This is a genomic window from Neomoorella stamsii (assembly GCF_002995805.1).
In the GTDB taxonomy this organism is placed as follows: domain Bacteria; phylum Bacillota; class DSM-521; order Neomoorellales; family Neomoorellaceae; genus Neomoorella; species Neomoorella stamsii.
On record NZ_PVXL01000021.1, the window covers coordinates 88,622 to 106,011 of the forward strand.

Genomic DNA, 17,390 nt, shown 5'->3' on the forward strand with positions numbered 1-17,390 from the left:
AATATAACTTGTGCAAGGCGATATTTAGCCATCAAGGGGGCAGGTTAAGGTGAAGACCCTCAAAATTCCAGAGGCAACTATTATACGGCTTTCAGTTTATTCCCGCTACCTGGCCCAGGTCGACCGGCGGGGAGTGACAACCATCTCTTCGGGGGAAATAGCCGACGGCGTTGGCGTTAGCCCGGCCCAGGTACGCAAGGACCTGGCCTATTTTGGCGAATTCGGTACCCGTGGGGTGGGGTATAATGTAAAAGATCTTTACTGGCATATCATCAAGATCCTGGGTCTCAACACCACCTGGTCGGTGGTCATCATCGGTGCCGGCAACCTGGGTACGGCCCTGTCCATGTACGGTGGCTTTCGCGAGCGCGGTTTTAAGGTGGTAGGCATTTTTGACAATGCTCCCCATAAAATCGGCTACCGCTTGAACGGCGTTGAAGTCTACCCCATGGAGCGCCTGAAGGAAATTATCGAACGGGAAAAGGCCCAGATCGCCATCATTGCCGTACCGGCGGAGTATGCCCAGGACGTCGCCGACCAGCTGGCTGAGACAAGCATCCAGGGAATATTAAACTTTGCCCCCCGGGTGCTCAATGTACCGGAGCACATTGAACTCCGCAATGTTGACCTTTCCGTCAACCTGGAACTACTCACCTTTAACCTGGCCTTCCGCCGGAGCATAAAGGCCGGGAGGTAAGGGGTGGCATGTTTGCAGGGGCTAACCCCATCATTGGCAATCCGCGGGCGGCGTAGGGCGGCCGAACCGGGCCGTTGTTATGGCAGCGCGTAGTTCCTGAGCGGCTAAGGGACATACCCTCGCTAAGATGTTTTCGGAGGAAAACCTGGTGGAGAGGTTAATTCTCGCTTCGGCCTCACCGCGACGGCGTGAACTCTTGCAACGCATAGGTTTAAGCTTCGACGTCCACCCCAGCCAGGTGGATGAAAGCAACTTCAGGGACCTGCCACCGGCGGCCAGGGTAGAGGCCCTGGCCCTGGCCAAGGCCCGGGCCGTGGCTGGTACATGTAAAGAGGGCCTGGTCATCGGTGCCGATACCATTGTCGTCTGCCAGGGGCAGGTTCTTGGCAAACCGGCCTCACCGGCAGAAGCCGCGACGATGCTGGCCTTTTTAAGCGGCCGTACCCATACCGTTTATACCGGGGTGGCGGTAGTCAGGGCCCCGGGCGGCGAAGAAAAGTTTACCCACGCCAGCACGGAAGTAACTTTTCGCCAGGTGGCACCGGCTGTGATTTCCGCCTACGTAGCCACAGGGGAACCCCTGGATAAAGCCGGGGCTTACGGCATCCAGGAACGCGGCGCCCTGCTGGTGGAAAGGATCAACGGCGACTATTTTAACGTCGTCGGCCTGCCCCTGGTCAAAGTGGTGGAGCTCCTGGAGGAGTTCGGCGTGGATGTGTGGGGAGGAGAGAGAGAATGACCGGGGAAGCGGCGAAAGGGACGACCATTAAAGAGATGCCGGCCGATTTGCGGCCCCGGGAAAGGCTTTTGAGCGCCGGGCCCCAGGCCCTGTCCAATGCCGAGCTGCTAGCCATCCTTATCCGGACGGGCACCAGGACCGAGACGGCCATCGACGTGGCCTGCCGCCTGCTCTCCCGGCCCGAGGGACTCCAGTACCTGGCCGGTGCTTCCCTGGAAGAGTTGCAAAAAGAAAAAGGCATTGGCCTGGCCAAGGCAGCTGAGCTGAAAGCAGCCCTGGAACTTGGCCGGCGCCTGGCCGCTTTTAACCTATTCCGGACAGTGATTAAGAACCCGTGGGATGTAGCTGGCCTCCTCATGGACGAAATGCGCTATCTGGACCGGGAAAATTTCCGTACCGTTTCCCTAAATACCAAAAACCAGGTGATTGGGATAGACAATGTCTCCGTAGGGAGCCTTAATTCTTCCCCGGCCCACCCCCGCGAGGTCTTTAAAGACCCCATCCGGCGCAGTGCTGCGGCCATTATCCTGGCCCATAATCACCCCAGCGGCGATCCTACCCCCAGCCAGGAAGACATCCAGGTTACCCGACGCCTGGTGGAAGCCGGCCAGATCCTGGGGATCGAGGTGCTGGATCATCTGATTATCGGCGACGGTCGCTTTACCAGCTTCAAGGAACGAAATTTATTATAATGTATATCCGACTTCTATTAATATCCTGTTGCCCTTAAATTTGATCATGTACTATAATGGGTGCGAGTTAAGCAGGAAGGAGCTAAAGTATGATCTTCGCCCGGGATCTCGGGATTGACCTGGGAACGGCCAATACCCTGGTGCATGTCCGTAACAAGGGCATTGTCCTGCGGGAACCATCGGTGGTAGCCATCCAGCGGGGAACAGGCAATGTCCTGGCCGTTGGTGAAGAAGCCAAGCGGATGATTGGCCGGACCCCTGGTAATATTGTCGCCATCCGTCCTTTAAAGGACGGGGTCATTGCTGATTTTGATGTTACCCAGAGTATGTTGCGGTACTTTATTGAGAAGTCCATTTCGAAGGGATTTCTGGTACGGCCGCGGGTGGTAGTAGGTGTTCCTTCCGGCGTTACGGCCGTGGAAGCGCGGGCCGTGAGGGAAGCTGCCTTCCAGGCCGGGGCCAAGGAAGCTTACCTGATTGAGGAACCCATGGCGGCAGCCATCGGTGCCGGGTTGCCGGTTTACGAGCCGACGGGCAACATGATTGTTGATATTGGCGGCGGTACTACAGAGGTAGCCGTTATCTCCCTGGGAGGTATTGTCACCAGCCGCTCCATTCGGATTGGCGGCGATGAAATGGATGAGGCCATTACCCAGTATATCAAACGTACCTATAACCTGATGATTGGTGAGCGGACGGCGGAGGAGATCAAGATCGAGCTGGGGGCGGCCTTTTTTGGTGATACGGAAGAGGACCGTGCCCGCAAAGAACGCACCTATGCCGTCCGCGGCCGGGACCTGGTCACCGGGTTACCCAAGACCATTGAGATTACGGCAGCTGAAGTCCAGGAAGCCCTGGCGGAACCGGTGGCTGCCATCCTGGAGGCTATTAAGGTCTGCCTGGAAAGGACGCCTCCCGAGCTGGCTGCTGACCTCATGGACCGGGGCATCGTTCTGGCCGGCGGCGGCTCCCTGCTCTGGGGCCTGGACCGCCTGGTGAGCCAGGAAACGGGCATGCCCGTGAATATGGCCGAAGACCCCTTAACGGCCGTGGCTGTAGGTACGGGTAAGGTCCTGGAAAATATTGAAGTCCTGAAACGGGTGCTCTTACCGGCGCAGCGATTAGGTTAAAGGGAGGGAGGAGCTTTGGGCCCCCACCGGCGGAAGCTCGTGACCCCTCTCATCTTGTTGTTGGCTGCCTTAAGTTTCTATGTCATCATGCGCTGGACGGCCCTGGAACGGGGGCACTTAAGCATTTTAGAAGGTGGCCTCCGGGATGCCCTGGCTCCGGCCGAAAGGGGTATTACCCTGGTAGTAAACAAAACCGGGGCGTGGCTGGCGGCAATCAGGGATTACAGTCGCCTCCAGGCCGAGAACCAGGCCTTGAAGCAAGAAATAGCTGCTTTAAAGGCGGCCAACATCCAGCTGGAAGAATACCGCCAGGAAAACAACCGCCTGCGCAACCTCCTTAAATTTACGGAAGTAAACCGCAATGCCTTTGACTTTACCGTGGCCCCGGTCATCGGCCGCAATCCTTCCAACTGGTACCATACCCTTACCCTGGGCCTTGGCTCCAGGGCGGGACTGCAAAAAGACCAGGTGGTGGTTACCTCCCAGGGAGTGGTCGGCCGGATCATTGCCGTCACACCCCGGACGGCGGAAGTCTTGCTGATCCTGGACCGCGAAGGCGCCCTGGGCGGCATGGTCCAGGTTAACCGGACGCCGGGCATCGTCGAGGGGAGCCCGGATTACCGCGGCTACCTGCAAATGATTCATATCGCCCGCGATGCCCCGGTGATGGAAAATCAGGTAGTCGTCACTTCCGGCCTGGGCGGTATTTTCCCCAAGGGTTTACTCCTGGGAACGGTGGTCAAAGTTTTACCCGAGCCCGACGGGCTTATGAAACGGGCCATTATCCAACCAGCGGTAGACTTTGACCGGCTGGAAGAAGTCCTGGTCATTACCCGGATCAAGGGGGGCATTGAAGATGCAGTTCCTGGGGCTGGTGCTCCTGGGGCTGGCAGGACTCATCCTGGAGGCAACCCTGCTGCCGGCCCTTAAGATGGCAGGAGTAAAGGCCGACCTGCTAACTGTTTTCCTGGCAATTTTTGCCTTTCTCAAAGGGGCACCCCGGGGAGCTGCCCTGGGTTTTATCTACGGGCTGCTGGAGGACTTATACCTGGCTAAGTTTCTGGGCCTTAATGCCTTGACCAGGATGGTTAGCGGGTACCTGATGGGTTTAAGTAAGGATTGGTTGAATCAGGATAACCTCCTGGGACCCGCTATCCTCGCTTTCCTGGCTACCATTGGTCAGGGCTTCTTATTTTTGTTAGTGGGGCATCTTGCCGGTTTTAAATATCCCTGGCTGGCCGGGCTACTGAACGTTGTGTTACCCATGGCCGTTTATAACGGCAGCCTGGCCCTGCTGGGGTATAGCTTTTATCAAGGGGGAGCAGCATGGGGGACCAGGAAAAGGAAAATTGGAAGCTGAAACTCTCCAGGCGCCTTAATGGCTACCTGGCAATCGTTATCTTTATCTTTATCCTCTTAACCTCCCGCCTGTTTTTTCTCCAGATTGTCAATGCCCAGGAATTCAGCAAGCAATCGGCCGAGAACCGCATCCGCATTAACCCCATTGAAGCCCGGCGGGGTGATATCCTGGATAGGAACGGCCAGGTCCTGGCCACCAGCCAGCCGGTGTATGTCATTACCATCCGTAGTATACCCAACCAGGACATGGATGCCGTCATTAATAACCTCTCCACCTATCTGGAGGACCCGGAGCTGACGCCGGCGGCTATTAAAGAATTGATCAAGAATAACCCTTTCCGTTACCAGCCAACGGAGATCAAAAGGCTCCCGGCCAGTGATCCCCGGGCGATAGCCACGGTCACCAGGCTGGAGGAGCACCGCCAGGACCTGCCGGGGGTAAATATTATTGAAGAACCCCAGCGTTATTACCCCTACGGTCCCCTGGCCGGTCACCTCCTGGGTTACGTCGGCCAGATTACCCAGCAGGAACTTGAAGCCAGGAAAGAAGAAAATTACGGCCTCAACGATAAAATTGGCAAGAGCGGTATTGAAGCCTTCCTGGAATACAGTAACGAGGGCGGCCGGGAAGTGGGACTGCGCGGCAAGAAGGGCGCCGAGCAGGTGGAGGTAGACGCCTATAACCGTAAAGTCCGGGACCTGGTAACCTTGCCGCCCACCCCGGGCGATACCGTGCAGCTCACCATTGACTTGAAACTCCAGCAGACCCTGGAAAAGGCCATGGACCAGGTGATTGCGGCTACCAAGGAAAAGAATCCCAAAGCCGGCGGCGGGGCGGCGGTGGTCCTGGATGTCAAGAGCGGGGCGATACTTGCCCTGGCCAGCAAGCCGGATATGAATCCCAATGATTTTGTCAACGGCAATTACGCTAAGAAGCAGGGCTATTATAACGACCCGCGCCTGAAACCCCTTTTCAACCGGGCCATCCAGGGGGTTTACCCGCCAGGGTCCGTTTTTAAACCCATCACTGCCCTGGCGGCCCTGGAATCCCAAGTCGTTAAACCCTTGGATACCATTTATGATGCCGGCCGTTACTGGAAACCGGGCGGCATTAACTGCTGGGCCGTCCACGGCAATGTAAATTTATACCGGGCCATGGCCGTCTCCTGCAATACCTACTTCCAGTGGGCGGGGGATATGACCGGCATTGAGAAAATCGACGAGGTGGCGCGCCAGTTTGGCCTGGGAGAACCTACCGGGGCCATCGGTCTCCAGGGCGAAGCTGCGGGTATTCTACCATCGCCGGCGTGGAAAAAGGAAGTCTTTGCCCCTGTTTGGAACCGGTGGTTGAAAAACCAGGAGGCTGCGATTGAAAAGAAATATGCTGGACTCCTGGCCGGGGCCAGCCCGGAGGAAAAGAATAACCTCCTTAAACAAAAGGAAAGGGAGCTAAACCAGGTTAAAGCCCAGTACCAGATTAATTATAACTTTGACACTACCTGGCAGCCCTTTGATACCTTCCTGACCTCCATGGGCCAGGGAGCCAATAACTATACCATTATCCAGCTGGCCAATTATGTGGCCACCCTGGCCAACGGCGGCACCCGCTGGCGGCCTTATCTGGTGGAAAAGGTCATTGGTGCCGACGGTTCGTTAAAAAAACAGTACCAGCCTGAGATAGCCGGCAAGGTGACCATTTCTCCTGAGGTAATGGCCGAGGTGCGGCGAGCCATGCTGGAAGTGACCAGATCCACCGAAGGTACGGCAGGCTTTCTTTTCCGGGATTTCCCGCCCAATATCCAGGTGGCAGCCAAAACCGGTACAGCCCAGACGGGCCTGGCCGGTGATGACAAAAACAGTGATTTCTATGGTACCTTTGTCGCCTTCGCCCCTTATGATGACCCCCAGATTGCCTTGGCAGTGGTAATCGAATATGCCCGGCACGGCGGCGATTCCGCCGGGGTGGTGGCCCGGGCAGTCCTGGCCCAGTATTTTGGTCTTACCGAGATCTTAAATAAACCCTTTAACGGCGTTTCCGTGGAATAATGTCCACGAGTGTCTTTTTTTGCTGAGAAGATGGGGAAAAAAGACCCCATCTTTTTTCCTGCTGCGGCAGGATTTACCTCACCAGTGTAGAAAATTAATAAAGCCGAAGCGGATTCTGCCGCCCGGTACCAAGGAGGAGAAGAGGCGTGTTTTCTTCAACTGGTGGTGACACCGGGGCAGGCACCCGAGAGGGGATAGTGATACCGGCTGCCAGGGGGAGACCGGGGGCGGACAACCACACCTTTCTGGTCTGCCGGACGGTGCGTTCCGGCCAGAGGTTCAAGTACCCCGGTAATGTGGTAGTCATGGGCGACGTCCATCCCGGCGGGGAAATAGTGGCCAGCGGCCATGTCATTGTCATGGGCACCTTAAGGGGAGTAGTCCATGCCGGGGCTGAGGGCGATGAAAAGGCCGTGGTCATGGCCTTCCGGCTCCAGCCTACCCAGCTGCGGATTGCCGGCTACATTACCAGGGCTCCTGATGATGAAGGCCAGAATGGAACGGGAGAACCAGAAATCGCCCGCGTCCAGGATGAAGCAGTCGTCATTGAAAAATACCAGCCCGGCGGTGAAAAGCGATGGCTAAGCAGGAGCATGATCCAGGAAGAGGAGGAACAAAATGGGTGAAGTGATTGTCATCACTTCCGGTAAAGGCGGGGTTGGCAAAACGACTACTACGGCCAATCTCGGTACCGGCCTGGCCAGTCTGGGGAAGAAGGTTGTTCTGGTTGATACGGATATTGGTTTAAGAAACCTGGATGTGGTCATGGGCCTGGAAAACCGGATTGTGTATGATCTTCTCGACGTCGTCGAGGGCCGTTGCCGTTTAAAGCAGGCTTTAATAAAAGATAAAAGGCTGGAGAACCTGTACCTTTTACCGGCCAACCAGACCAGGGACAAGACGGCCGTCAGCCGCCAGCAAATGATCGACCTGATGGCCCAGTTACGCGAGGAATATGAATTTGTGTTGATTGACTGCCCGGCCGGTATCGAGATGGGCTTTAAAAATGCCATCGCCGGGGCGGAAAAGGCCCTGGTGGTTACAACGCCAGAAGTTGCCGCCGTCCGGGATGCCGACCGCATTATCGGGCTCTTAGAAGCAGCCGAAATGGAAGCCCCGCGCTTGATTATCAATCGCCTGCGGCCGGATATGGTGCGCAAAGGCGATATGATGGATATCGAGGATATGCTGGAGATCCTGGCCATTGACCTCATCGGCGTGGTGCCGGAAGACGAGTATATTGTTATTTCCACCAACCGCGGCGAACCGGCTGTTCTGGACAGGCATTCCCGGGCCGGCCAGGCCTACCGAAATATCTCCCGCCGCCTTTTAGGAGAAGAAGTTCCCTTCTTGAACTGGGAAGCCGGGAGTGGCTTTATGGCCAGGCTCCGGAAACTGATAGGCCTGGACTAGGAAGGGGGCGCAAGCGGGGTGTTAGAATTTTTACTGCGTTTTTTCGGGCGGGATACTACGGCCAGCAAAAAAATTGCCAAGGAACGCCTGCGCCTGGTGCTGGTCCATGACCGGGCCGGTGTTTCCCCCCACCTGCTGGAAGCCCTGAAAAACGATTTAATCAACGTCATTTCTGAATACCTGGATATTGATACTACGGGGCTGGAGGTCAGCCTGAATCAGGAAAATGATTCCGTGGCCCTGGTGGCCAACATCCCCATCCTGAGGGTCAAGCGAACCTTTAAGACCAGCCCGGAGACGGCCGTGAAAGCGTGAAAGTATCCCCCGGATTTGCCGGGGGATTTCCTTTTGACGTTAAAGTTGCCCTATTTTGTTATAGCCTGACCTGTTTTGCTGTTATATAATAATTGAGGCTCCCTTCATGGAGACGCGCCGCCAAAAGCGGCGGCGATAGGCGATTATCCGCAACCTGATACCGACTTCCTGCATTCCGATTTCCGTTAAGGGCAGGGGAAAATAATGTTTGAGCGCCGGCTCTGGCGTAACCTCGATTATTATTTTGTGGGCAGCATTATTGCCCTGTTGTTGATCAGCCTGGCTGTTCTCAGCAGTGCTGCGGCCAACGTGGCAACAGATCCCTATTACTATGTTAAAAAGCAGCTGACGTGGATTTTTATTGGCCTCACAGGGTTAACCCTGGTACTGCTTACCGATTACGCGCAACTGAAACGCTATCACTTGCCCCTGTATGTCCTGAATTTAATTTTACTGGCCGCAGTCATGCTCATTGGCCATGAAGCCAAGGGAGCCCAGCGCTGGATCAACCTCGGGCCTTTTCTCCTGCAGCCTTCCGAATTTGCCAAGACCATAACGGTCATTACCCTGGCCTGCTTCCTGGATAAACGCCAGGGCAAACTCAACCGCTGGCAGGATTTAATCTTACCCTTTACCTATGTTGCTGTACCCATGCTGCTAATTTTAAAACAGCCCGACCTGGGTACGGCCCTGGTTTTACTGGCCATCCTTTTTGGCATGTTGTATGTAGGAGGGGCCAACCCCAGGCTGTTATTATTAATTTCCGGCGGTGGTCTCCTCCTGGTGGGACTGGCCCTTTACGCCCACTTCCATTTTGGCCTGCCGCTGCCCCTGCAGGATTACCAGCTGCGCCGGCTGGTGGTAGTCCTCAATCCCTATAACGACGGCCAGGGCGGTACCGGTGCCGGTTACCATGTCATCCAGTCCCAGATCGCCATCGGCTCCGGCGGGTGGTGGGGGGTCGGCTTTCGCCAGGGTTCCCAGGTGCAGCTCAATTTCCTGCCGGAGCACCATACCGACTTTATCTTCTCGGTAGTCGGGGAAGAGCTGGGCTTCGTCCGCACCGTGGGTATTCTCGCCCTTTATTTCCTGCTCCTCTATCGCATGATCCGGATTGCTGCCCAGGCTAAGGATATGTTTGGCGCTTTGCTGGTGAGCGGCGTGGCCTCCATGTTTACCTTTCATATCCTGGTTAATGTGGGCATGACCACAGGTATTATGCCCGTGACGGGGATACCCCTGCCCCTCTTTAGTTACGGGGGGAGCGCCATGCTGGCCAATATGCTGGCCCTCGGGCTGGTTCTCAATGTTAACCTGCGCCGGCAAAAAATTCTTTTTTAGGGTTATTCCTATTGACAAGGGAGAACCCCTTGTGTATATTAATAATTGGCTGTTAGCACTTGCCTGAGGTGAGTGCTAACAACTCCTAAATGCTGTGAAAGGAGGAGTTTTCATGCTCAAACCGCTTGCCGACCGGGTCGTTCTCAAGGTCCTGACCGGCGAAGAAAAAACCCAGGGGGGTATTGTTTTACCGGATACTGCCAAGGAAAAGCCCCAGGAAGGGGAAGTAGTGGCCGTCGGGCCGGGCAAGATCCTGGAAAACGGTACTCGGGTAGCGCCGGAAGTAAAGGTCGGTGACATAGTAGTCTTTGCCAAGTACAGTGGCACTGAAGTCAAGTACGAAGGCCAGGAATACCTGATCATCCGTGACAGCGATATCCTGGCTATTAAGGAAAAATAAAGGAATTTAAAGGAGGTAGAAATCATGGCTGCCAAACAGCTGGCCTTTGATACGGAAGCCAGGCGCGCCCTGGAAAGGGGTGTCAGCGCTGTTGCCCAGGCGGTGAAAGTCACCCTGGGACCGAAGGGCCGCAACGTGGTCATAGAACGCAAGTTTGGTTCCCCGGTCATTACCAAGGACGGGGTTACCGTAGCTAAAGAAATTGAGCTGAAAGATCCCTATGAGAACATGGGTGCCCAGCTCTGCCGGGAAGTCGCTTCCAAGACCAATGATGTTGCCGGTGATGGGACAACCACTGCTACCGTCCTGGCGCAGGCTATTGTCCTGGAAGGCTTGAAAAATGTGGCCGCCGGTGCCAATCCCGTTTTCATCAAGAAGGGCATTGACCGGGCTGTGGAAGCTGTGGTGGATGAAATTAAGAAGATGAGCATCCCGGTAGAATCCAAGGAAAGCATTGCCCATGTAGCCTCCATTGCCGCCAATGAGCGGGGTATCGGCGAACTCATTGCCGACGCCATGGAGAAGGTTGGTAAAGACGGCGTCATCACGGTGGAAGAATCCAAAGGGACGGCCACTACCGTAGAAGTAGTGGAAGGTATGGAATTCGACCGCGGTTATGTATCGCCGTATTTTGTTACCAACGCCGAGGCCATGGAAGCCGAATTTGAAGAACCCTATCTACTTATCCATGAAAAGAAGAACTCGGCTATCAATGACCTGTTACCCCTGCTGGAAAAGGTAGTCCGTACGGGTAAACCCCTGGTCATCATTGCCGAGGATGTCGAGGGCGAAGCCTTGGCCACCCTGGTGGTTAACAAGTTGCGCGGTACCCTGAACTGCGCTGCTGTCAAGGCCCCCGGCTTTGGCGACCGCCGCAAGGCGATGATGGAGGATATTGCCATCCTGACTGGCGGCACCTTTATTTCCGAGGACCTGGGTGTCAAGCTGGAGAATGTCGACCTCCACATGCTGGGCCGGGCCAAGAAGGTCAAGATTGCCAAGGAAAAGACCACCATTGTCGAAGGTTACGGCAAGAAAGAGGCCATTGACGGCCGCATTGCCCAGATTAAGAAGCAGATTGAAGAAACCGATTCCGATTACGACCGCGAGAAATTACAGGAACGTCTGGCCAAGATGGCCGGCGGCGTAGCCGTCATCCGTGTCGGTGCGGCTACCGAGACCGAGCTCAAGGAGAAAAAACACCGCGTGGAAGACGCCCTGGCCGCTACCCGGGCTGCTGTTGAGGAAGGTATTGTCCCCGGCGGCGGCGCCACCCTGGTCCACTGCATCCCGGCAGTGGAAAAACTCCAGGCCGAAGGCGATGAGGCCGTGGGTGTGCGCATCATCAAACGGGCCCTGGAAGAACCCCTGCGCCAGATCGCGGCCAACGCCGGCCTGGAAGGCTCGGTTATCGTGGAGCGGGTGCGCAACGAAAAGCCCGGCATCGGCTTCGATGCTGTCACCGAGCAGTATGTTGACATGGTGAAAGCCGGTATCGTTGACCCGGCCAAGGTTACCCGCAGCGCCCTGCAGAATGCGGCCAGCATTGCTGCCATGCTGCTGACCACCGAGGCCCTGGTAGCCGAGATACCCAAGGAAGAAAAGACGCCTCCCATGCCGCCCGGCGGGATGGATTACTAAGGTAGAAAAGCGCCTGGAGGTGATGTCCTCCAGGCGCTTTTTCATCCTCCGGTTTGGAAGTATAAAAGCGGGTGAAAATCACCGCCTGTAAAGACGTGATTGCGTAAAGTGGGAATATACGGCGGAAATAACCTTAAATAACCCTTGCGTTAAGAATCTGTCAATAGTAGAATTATAAAAAACTTAACAGGGGAGCTCCTGTTAGGGGCTGAGAAAGGGCTAGTGAGCACCTGACCCGTTGACCTGATCAGGGTAATGCCTGCGGAGGGAGAGTGAACGTTTACAACCGGTGTACCTCCTAAAGGAGGCACACCGGTTTTTTATTGGAAGCAAAACATCTGAATTTACGGAGGTGTTGCCCCTGGCCTGGCTATATGTCATTACCAACCGCCGCCTGGCGGGTGCCAGGTCCCTGGTAGACCTGGCTGCCAAGCTGGCCGGTGTCGATTACTTGCAGCTGCGGGAAAAGGATTTACCCGGCAAGGAGCTTTACCACCTGGCCCGGGATATAAAGCAGGCCCTGCCGCCGGGAACGCGGCTGCTGGTCAATGACCGCCTGGATGTGGCCCTGGCCACCGGCGCCGACGGGGTGCACCTGGGCGAGAACTCCCTGCCGCCGGCCGTGGCCCGCAGGCTTTTAGGGCCCGGCAAAATCGTGGGGGTTTCCGTGCACAGCGTGGCGGCCGCCCGGGAAGCGGAGCTGGCCGGCGCTGATTACCTGCTGTTCGGTCATGTATTTCCCACGGCTTCCAAGGAGGGAGTTCCCCCCAGGGGTCTGGGACACTTGCGGGAAGTTGTAGCCAGTGTTGGTATACCAATTATCGCCCTGGGCGGCATCAATGCCGCCAACGCTCCGCAATGCCTTGCTGCCGGGGCCAGGGGCGTGGCCGTCATGTCTGCCGTTATGGCTGCTCCCGACCCGGCCCGGGCTGTAGCTGAATTAAAGCAGGCCCTAAGTAAGAGGTGCGTAGTGCAGTACCAGCCGGTACCAGCGAGTACATGAAAATACCGGGCTGGCATTTGTCGGAAGCGAGCGAGCTTCTACCGAGCGGCGAAGCGGCCCAGGCGAAGCCGAGGGATGATAAGCGGGGCCGAGGACAGCAAGGCCTTCGGCCGCTTCTAAAGGCAAGGATGCCGAATAGGTCGCCCAGCACTCACAGTAACCAAGTTACAGCAACCAGTTCTTCGGTTTATGCAATCGCACTACCTTTGGAGGTACCTGAGTTTAGTGAGTGCTGGGCGCCCGAGCCCGAGGCTGAGCCAGCACTAAACTCACAAAGATACTGTCTGAGTTGAGTGCTGGCCGCTCCGAGAGGGCACAGGTAGCGAGCGAGACAATGCCAGCCTGCGACAGAGTTATTTCCGGGGAGGCAATATTATTATGCGCCTGAAGGTGAATGGTGAAGAGCGGGAGGTAGCAGCCGGGCTGACGGTTGCCGAACTTCTCCAGGAGCTAGGCATCGAGAGCCGTTACCTGGCCCTGGAACGCAACCGGCAGGTTGTCCCCAGGCAGGATTACGCGACAACTGTTCTTGAGGAAGGTGATGAGCTGGAAATCATCCGCTTTGTAGGGGGAGGCTGATGTCCACCGGAGGAGTCCAGTAAGTGCAGCTTTAGAAAAAGGAAACTTGTGAAGGAGGATAAATATGGACGATAAACTTGTCATTGCCGGACGGGAGTTCAATTCGCGCTTAATGGTAGGGACCGGCAAGTATGCCACCATGGAACTCATGCAGCAGGCCATTGCTGCCTCAGGGGCGGAAATAGTAACGGTAGCCGTGCGCAGGATCAATCTCCAGTCCCCGGGACCATCCCTCCTGGATTACCTGGACCTGCAGAAGATCACTCTCTTACCCAATACCGCCGGGGCCGCTACCGTCGATGAAGCGGTGCGCCTGGCCCGCCTGGCCCGGGAAGCCGGCCTTTCCGATATGATTAAACTGGAGGTTATCGGCGACCAGGAAACCCTTTTACCTGACCCTGTGGCTACCATTGAGGCTACCCGCATCCTGGTCCAGGAAGGCTTTATTGTTTTACCCTATACCACCCAGGACGTAGTCGTGGCCCGGCGCCTGGTGGAAGCCGGGGCGGCTACGGTTATGCCCCTGGGTTCCCCCATAGGTTCGGGACAGGGCCTGCCCAATTTTGATGCCATCAAGCTCATCATCGACCGCGTCAATGTCCCGGTGGTAGTCGATGCCGGCATCGGCGCTCCTTCCGACGCCGCCCTGGCTATGGAAATCGGCGCCTCGGCCTGCCTGATCAATACGGCCATTGCTGAGGCTCGCGACCCTGTCCTCATGGCCGCGGCTATGCGCCAGGCAGTAATTGCCGGGCGGATGGGGTATCTCGCCGGCAGGATACCCAAGAAAACCTATGCCAGCCCCAGCAGTCCTACCGAGGGCATGATTGGCCGCAGTTAGCACGACTTCCTGTTTTTGACTTCTGTTTTACGGAGGTGGTTGTTGTGAGTGTACCGGCCTATGAATATGAGGGTGAGCTGAAGGAGATAGTTGATGGGGAAGCCATCGAGGCCCTACTGGCAACGCCGCCCCCCGGAGGAGCGGCCCTGGAAGCCATTTTACGTAAGGCCCGCTCTTTAAAGGGTTTAAGCCTGGAAGAAGCAGCCGCTATCCTTAATTTAGAAGATGCCGCCATGCTGCAAAAGGTTTACCGGGCGGCAGCCGAGGTTAAAGAGCGGGTTTACGGGCGGAGACTAGTTCTTTTTGCTCCCCTGTATATCAGCAACCTTTGCAGTAATAACTGTCTCTACTGCGGCTTCCGCCGGGATAACAGTGACCTGAAACGCAAGCTTTTAAGCCCGGAGGAAATTGGTAAAGAAGCCCGGGCCCTGGCTGAGCAGGGCTTCCAGCGCGTCCTCCTGGTCGCCGGGGAAGGCCGGCCGGGTACCGATGTTGATTATCTCTGCCAGGCTGTCGAGGCGGTTTACCGCTATTCACCCCTGCGTATTGTCCACCTTAACGTTGCTCCCCAGACGGTAGCCGGCTTTCGCCGCTTGAAGCTGGCCGGGGCCGGCGTTTACCAGTGTTTCCAGGAAACCTACCACCCCGCTACCTACCGGGTCATGCATCCCACAGGTACCAAGGCCGACTACGGCTGGCGCCTGACGGTCATGCACCGGGCCATGGCCGCCGGGTTTGGCGATGTGGGCATGGGGCCGCTCCTGGGCCTCTATGATTACCGTTTTGAAGTCCTGGCGGCCATCAGCCATGCCCGCAGCCTGGAACAGGCCTTTGGCGCCGGTCCCCATACCATGTCGGTACCGCGGCTGCGGCCGGCCCTGGGGGCAGCCTTAACTGAGGTTCCCCATCCTTTAAGCGATACCGATTTCCGCAAGGTAATTGCCGTTTACCGCCTGGCCTTACCTTATGTGGGCCTGGTGCTGACTACCAGAGAGCGGCCGGAACTCCGCGATGAACTGGTGGATATGGGCGTATCCCAGATTTCCGCCGGTTCCTGTGTCAGCCCGGGCGGCTACGCTGAAGCTGAAGACCCGGCAGCCCAGTTTGAAGTGGGCGACCACCGCTCCCTGCCCACCATGGTAACCATGCTGCTGGAACATGGTCACCTGCCCAGTTTTTGCACCGCCTGTTACCGCTCCGGCCGTACCGGTAAACGTTTTATCGGCCTGGCGCGGGAAGGTGACATCCAGCGATTCTGCCTGCCCAATGCCATCTTAAGTTTCCAGGAGTACCTGGTAACAAAAGCGCCGCCGGAGTTAAAGGCTGCCGGTGAAAGGGCTATTGCCACGGCCCTGGCCACCATTGACGATAGCAACTTGCGGGAGGAGACCATGGAGCGCCTGGAGCGAACCCGCCGGGGGGAGGTTGATTTACATTTCTAGCACTTGCATTTAGTCATACCTCCGCCGGCCAGGCATATATATAGTAAAAGAAAAATGCTTGTCCGGGGGGACGCAAGGTGCGGGATAGCTGGGACTGGGAAGAAATTAAAGGGGCACCCCTGGGTAGCTGGCCAGGACCGGGGCGGGCCTTACCGCCGCCGCGTTTTCCCCGCCGCTGGCTGCGGCAGGGGATCTTTGCCGGCCTGTTATGGCTGGCCCTAACCATACTTTTTCGCCTGGACAGCCCCGTGGTCCAGCCCCTGCAGCTGGGATTGCGCCATTACCTGGCCGACCCGGCGGCGGACTATACCCAGGCCGTAGCCCAACTGGTACGTTCAGGGATGTGGCTGGATGCCTACGACCGCTGGGTTTTCCATTCCTTCACGCCGGGAGCAGGTGCTGTCCCGGTGACCGCCAGCCCGGCCCTGCCGGCCATGGCTGTACCCCTTTCGGGGAATATCAGCCGCCCCTACGGTTGGATGGTTGCCGCCGGCCAGCAGTATTTCCATAATGGCATCGATATCCAGGCCCCGGGTGGATCAACTGTCCGGGCCGCCCTGGCGGGGAAGGTCATCAGGGCCGGGGAGGACCCTGCCCTGGGACTGGTGGTGGAAATAGATCATGGCCGGGGACTGGTCACGGTGTACGGCACCCTGGGCCAGGTTAAAGTAAGCCAGGGACAGGCAGTGGAAAAGGGCAGCGTAATTGCCACCCTGGCCCAAGGACCGGTGGCCCAGCTCCATTTTGAAGTACGGCAGGATGGCCGCCCGGTGGACCCCACTACCTTATTAACAGCACCTGGTAAGATGTAAACCATGCGGGCCGGACGACTGGGGACGGCAGAGATAATTTGCAACGATTATTTCCTGCTCCTCCTGGGCCTTTATTTTCTCGTGGGGGTTTTACCCCAGGCCTTACTCTTGTTTACGGCTGTGGCCTGGCATGAAGGCTGCCATGCCCTTGTGGCCCACCGCCTCGGCTGGCAGGTCAAGAGCGTGGAACTCTTTCCCTTTGGTGGGGTGGCCCGCTTGACGCGGCCTCCGGGACGGGGTTTTATGGACGAAGCCCTGATCGCCCTGGCCGGCCCCCTGGCCAGTTTCTTCCTGGCCCTGGGGATAACCCTTTTTGGCCTGTTGCTTAACTTTGAGCCGGCCGGGCTCCTTTTTTTTCGCCAGGTCAACCTTATCCTGGGCTTTTTTAACCTCTGGCCGGGCCTCCCCCTGGACGGGGGGCGTATCTACCGGGCCTTAAGGGCGAAGTACACCGGGCTGTACCGGGCGACTGTGGAAGGAGTTTACGGAGGCCAGGTCCTGGCCCTCCTCCTGGGCCTGGGGAGTATCGCCGGCTTTTTTTTCCGGCTGGTGGATCTCCAGGGCCTGGCCCTGGCCCTCTTTATCTATTACGCTGCCCGGCGGGAAGGGGAGGTGGCGCCCTATATGTTCTGGCAGGATTTCTGGCGGCAGCGGGGTAAAGAAAATAAACTTAAAGCCGGCAAGGTCTTCTGGCTGGTGGCCGACCCGGGTCTTACCCTGGCCAGGGTGGCGCGCTCCTTCTCCCACCGTTCCTTCAACCTGGTAGCAGTCATCGGTAAAGGGGGACGGCTGGAAGGTATCTTAACGGAAACGGAAATCCTGCAGGAACTCCTGGAAGGGGGGAATAATACCCTGGATGCCCTGCTGCGGAAGTAGAGCAGGCCTTGCCCCGCCTTTTTCTATTTGTTACAATACCCATTGCCTGGTGCGCGGGATAGAA

General features: G+C 57.0%; 19 protein-coding genes and 1 riboswitch. All 19 genes read left to right on the forward strand.

The annotated features are described in order from the left end of the window. Positions 1 to 49 precede the first annotated feature (49 nt). The gene (locus MOST_RS02700) at positions 50 to 697 is read left to right on the forward strand and encodes a redox-sensing transcriptional repressor Rex (protein WP_054936275.1); all 648 of its coding nucleotides are present in this window, start codon (positions 50 to 52) and stop codon (positions 695 to 697) included. Positions 698 to 845: 148 nt separating this feature from the next. Beyond that, positions 846 to 1,436, forward strand: coding sequence for a Maf family protein (locus MOST_RS02705; RefSeq protein ID WP_106007020.1), 591 nt, complete (start codon positions 846 to 848; stop codon positions 1,434 to 1,436). After that, positions 1,433 to 2,128: a RadC family protein gene (radC, locus tag MOST_RS02710; protein ID WP_054936273.1), complete on the forward strand. Its 696-nt coding sequence runs from the start codon at positions 1,433 to 1,435 to the stop codon at positions 2,126 to 2,128. Before MOST_RS02705 ends, radC begins: the two co-directional genes overlap by 4 nt. 89 nt (positions 2,129 to 2,217) lie before the next feature. Further along, positions 2,218 to 3,258, forward strand: coding sequence for a rod shape-determining protein (locus tag MOST_RS02715; protein ID WP_054936272.1), 1,041 nt, complete (start codon positions 2,218 to 2,220; stop codon positions 3,256 to 3,258). Positions 3,259 to 3,273: 15 nt separating this feature from the next. Continuing rightward, positions 3,274 to 4,188, forward strand: a complete 915-nt coding sequence (mreC, locus tag MOST_RS02720; protein ID WP_054936271.1) for a rod shape-determining protein MreC — start codon at positions 3,274 to 3,276, stop codon at positions 4,186 to 4,188. Beyond that, positions 4,115 to 4,618: a rod shape-determining protein MreD gene (gene mreD / locus MOST_RS02725; protein ID WP_054936270.1), complete on the forward strand. Its 504-nt coding sequence runs from the start codon at positions 4,115 to 4,117 to the stop codon at positions 4,616 to 4,618. The genes mreC and mreD overlap by 74 nt, the downstream gene beginning before the upstream one ends. Beyond that, complete coding sequence (mrdA, locus tag MOST_RS02730; protein ID WP_054936269.1) at positions 4,585 to 6,663, forward strand: penicillin-binding protein 2; 2,079 nt, start codon at positions 4,585 to 4,587, stop codon at positions 6,661 to 6,663. The genes mreD and mrdA overlap by 34 nt, the downstream gene beginning before the upstream one ends. A 146-nt stretch (positions 6,664 to 6,809) precedes the next feature. Then, the gene (gene minC, locus MOST_RS02735; RefSeq protein WP_083476540.1) at positions 6,810 to 7,289 is read left to right on the forward strand and encodes a septum site-determining protein MinC; all 480 of its coding nucleotides are present in this window, start codon (positions 6,810 to 6,812) and stop codon (positions 7,287 to 7,289) included. Then, positions 7,282 to 8,076, forward strand: a complete 795-nt coding sequence (gene minD / locus MOST_RS02740; protein ID WP_054936268.1) for a septum site-determining protein MinD — start codon at positions 7,282 to 7,284, stop codon at positions 8,074 to 8,076. The genes minC and minD overlap by 8 nt, the downstream gene beginning before the upstream one ends. Positions 8,077 to 8,094: 18 nt before the next feature. Next, complete coding sequence (gene minE / locus MOST_RS02745) at positions 8,095 to 8,391, forward strand: cell division topological specificity factor MinE (protein ID WP_054936267.1); 297 nt, start codon at positions 8,095 to 8,097, stop codon at positions 8,389 to 8,391. A gap of 204 nt (positions 8,392 to 8,595) precedes the next feature. Beyond that, complete coding sequence (gene rodA / locus MOST_RS02750; protein ID WP_054936266.1) at positions 8,596 to 9,732, forward strand: rod shape-determining protein RodA; 1,137 nt, start codon at positions 8,596 to 8,598, stop codon at positions 9,730 to 9,732. 112 nt (positions 9,733 to 9,844) lie between these two features. Further along, positions 9,845 to 10,132, forward strand: a complete 288-nt coding sequence (gene groES, locus MOST_RS02755; RefSeq protein ID WP_054936265.1) for a co-chaperone GroES — start codon at positions 9,845 to 9,847, stop codon at positions 10,130 to 10,132. A 24-nt stretch (positions 10,133 to 10,156) separates the two neighbouring features. Next, complete coding sequence (gene groL / locus MOST_RS02760; protein WP_054936264.1) at positions 10,157 to 11,773, forward strand: chaperonin GroEL; 1,617 nt, start codon at positions 10,157 to 10,159, stop codon at positions 11,771 to 11,773. A gap of 178 nt (positions 11,774 to 11,951) precedes the next feature. Beyond that, a riboswitch (TPP riboswitch) is annotated at positions 11,952 to 12,062 on the forward strand. Between the two features lie 66 nt (positions 12,063 to 12,128). Beyond that, complete coding sequence (thiE, locus tag MOST_RS02765; RefSeq protein WP_244266994.1) at positions 12,129 to 12,776, forward strand: thiamine phosphate synthase; 648 nt, start codon at positions 12,129 to 12,131, stop codon at positions 12,774 to 12,776. Between the two features lie 378 nt (positions 12,777 to 13,154). Next, a complete protein-coding gene (gene thiS, locus MOST_RS02770; protein ID WP_054936263.1) occupies positions 13,155 to 13,355 on the forward strand; it encodes a sulfur carrier protein ThiS in 201 nt (66 codons plus the stop codon). A gap of 64 nt (positions 13,356 to 13,419) precedes the next feature. Then, complete coding sequence (locus MOST_RS02775; protein WP_054936262.1) at positions 13,420 to 14,196, forward strand: thiazole synthase; 777 nt, start codon at positions 13,420 to 13,422, stop codon at positions 14,194 to 14,196. 44 nt (positions 14,197 to 14,240) lie between these two features. Then, positions 14,241 to 15,638 carry a [FeFe] hydrogenase H-cluster radical SAM maturase HydG gene (hydG, locus tag MOST_RS02780; protein ID WP_208974825.1) on the forward strand — a complete coding sequence of 466 codons (1,398 nt, stop codon included), beginning with the start codon at positions 14,241 to 14,243 and terminating at the stop codon, positions 15,636 to 15,638. 77 nt (positions 15,639 to 15,715) lie between these two features. Next, positions 15,716 to 16,450 carry a M23 family metallopeptidase gene (locus MOST_RS02785; RefSeq protein WP_054936261.1) on the forward strand — a complete coding sequence of 245 codons (735 nt, stop codon included), beginning with the start codon at positions 15,716 to 15,718 and terminating at the stop codon, positions 16,448 to 16,450. Between the two features lie 3 nt (positions 16,451 to 16,453). Beyond that, complete coding sequence (locus tag MOST_RS02790; RefSeq protein WP_054936260.1) at positions 16,454 to 17,326, forward strand: M50 family metallopeptidase; 873 nt, start codon at positions 16,454 to 16,456, stop codon at positions 17,324 to 17,326. Positions 17,327 to 17,390 lie beyond the last annotated feature (64 nt).

Bases quoted from the DNA above. Each gene is read 5' to 3' on its own strand.
- minD (WP_054936268.1), top strand. From the start codon at position 7,282: ATGGGTGAAGTGATTGTCATCACTTCCGGTAAAGGCGGGGTTGGCAAA.
- mrdA (WP_054936269.1), top strand. From the start codon at position 4,585: ATGGGGGACCAGGAAAAGGAAAATTGGAAGCTGAAACTCTCCAGGCGC.
- groES (WP_054936265.1), top strand. From the start codon at position 9,845: ATGCTCAAACCGCTTGCCGACCGGGTCGTTCTCAAGGTCCTGACCGGC.
- groL (WP_054936264.1), top strand. From the start codon at position 10,157: ATGGCTGCCAAACAGCTGGCCTTTGATACGGAAGCCAGGCGCGCCCTG.
- rodA (WP_054936266.1), top strand. From the start codon at position 8,596: ATGTTTGAGCGCCGGCTCTGGCGTAACCTCGATTATTATTTTGTGGGC.
- MOST_RS02775 (WP_054936262.1), top strand. From the start codon at position 13,420: ATGGACGATAAACTTGTCATTGCCGGACGGGAGTTCAATTCGCGCTTA.
- radC (WP_054936273.1), top strand. From the start codon at position 1,433: ATGACCGGGGAAGCGGCGAAAGGGACGACCATTAAAGAGATGCCGGCC.
- MOST_RS02715 (WP_054936272.1), top strand. From the start codon at position 2,218: ATGATCTTCGCCCGGGATCTCGGGATTGACCTGGGAACGGCCAATACC.
- MOST_RS02790 (WP_054936260.1), top strand. From the start codon at position 16,454: ATGCGGGCCGGACGACTGGGGACGGCAGAGATAATTTGCAACGATTAT.
- thiS (WP_054936263.1), top strand. From the start codon at position 13,155: ATGCGCCTGAAGGTGAATGGTGAAGAGCGGGAGGTAGCAGCCGGGCTG.
- mreD (WP_054936270.1), top strand. From the start codon at position 4,115: ATGCAGTTCCTGGGGCTGGTGCTCCTGGGGCTGGCAGGACTCATCCTG.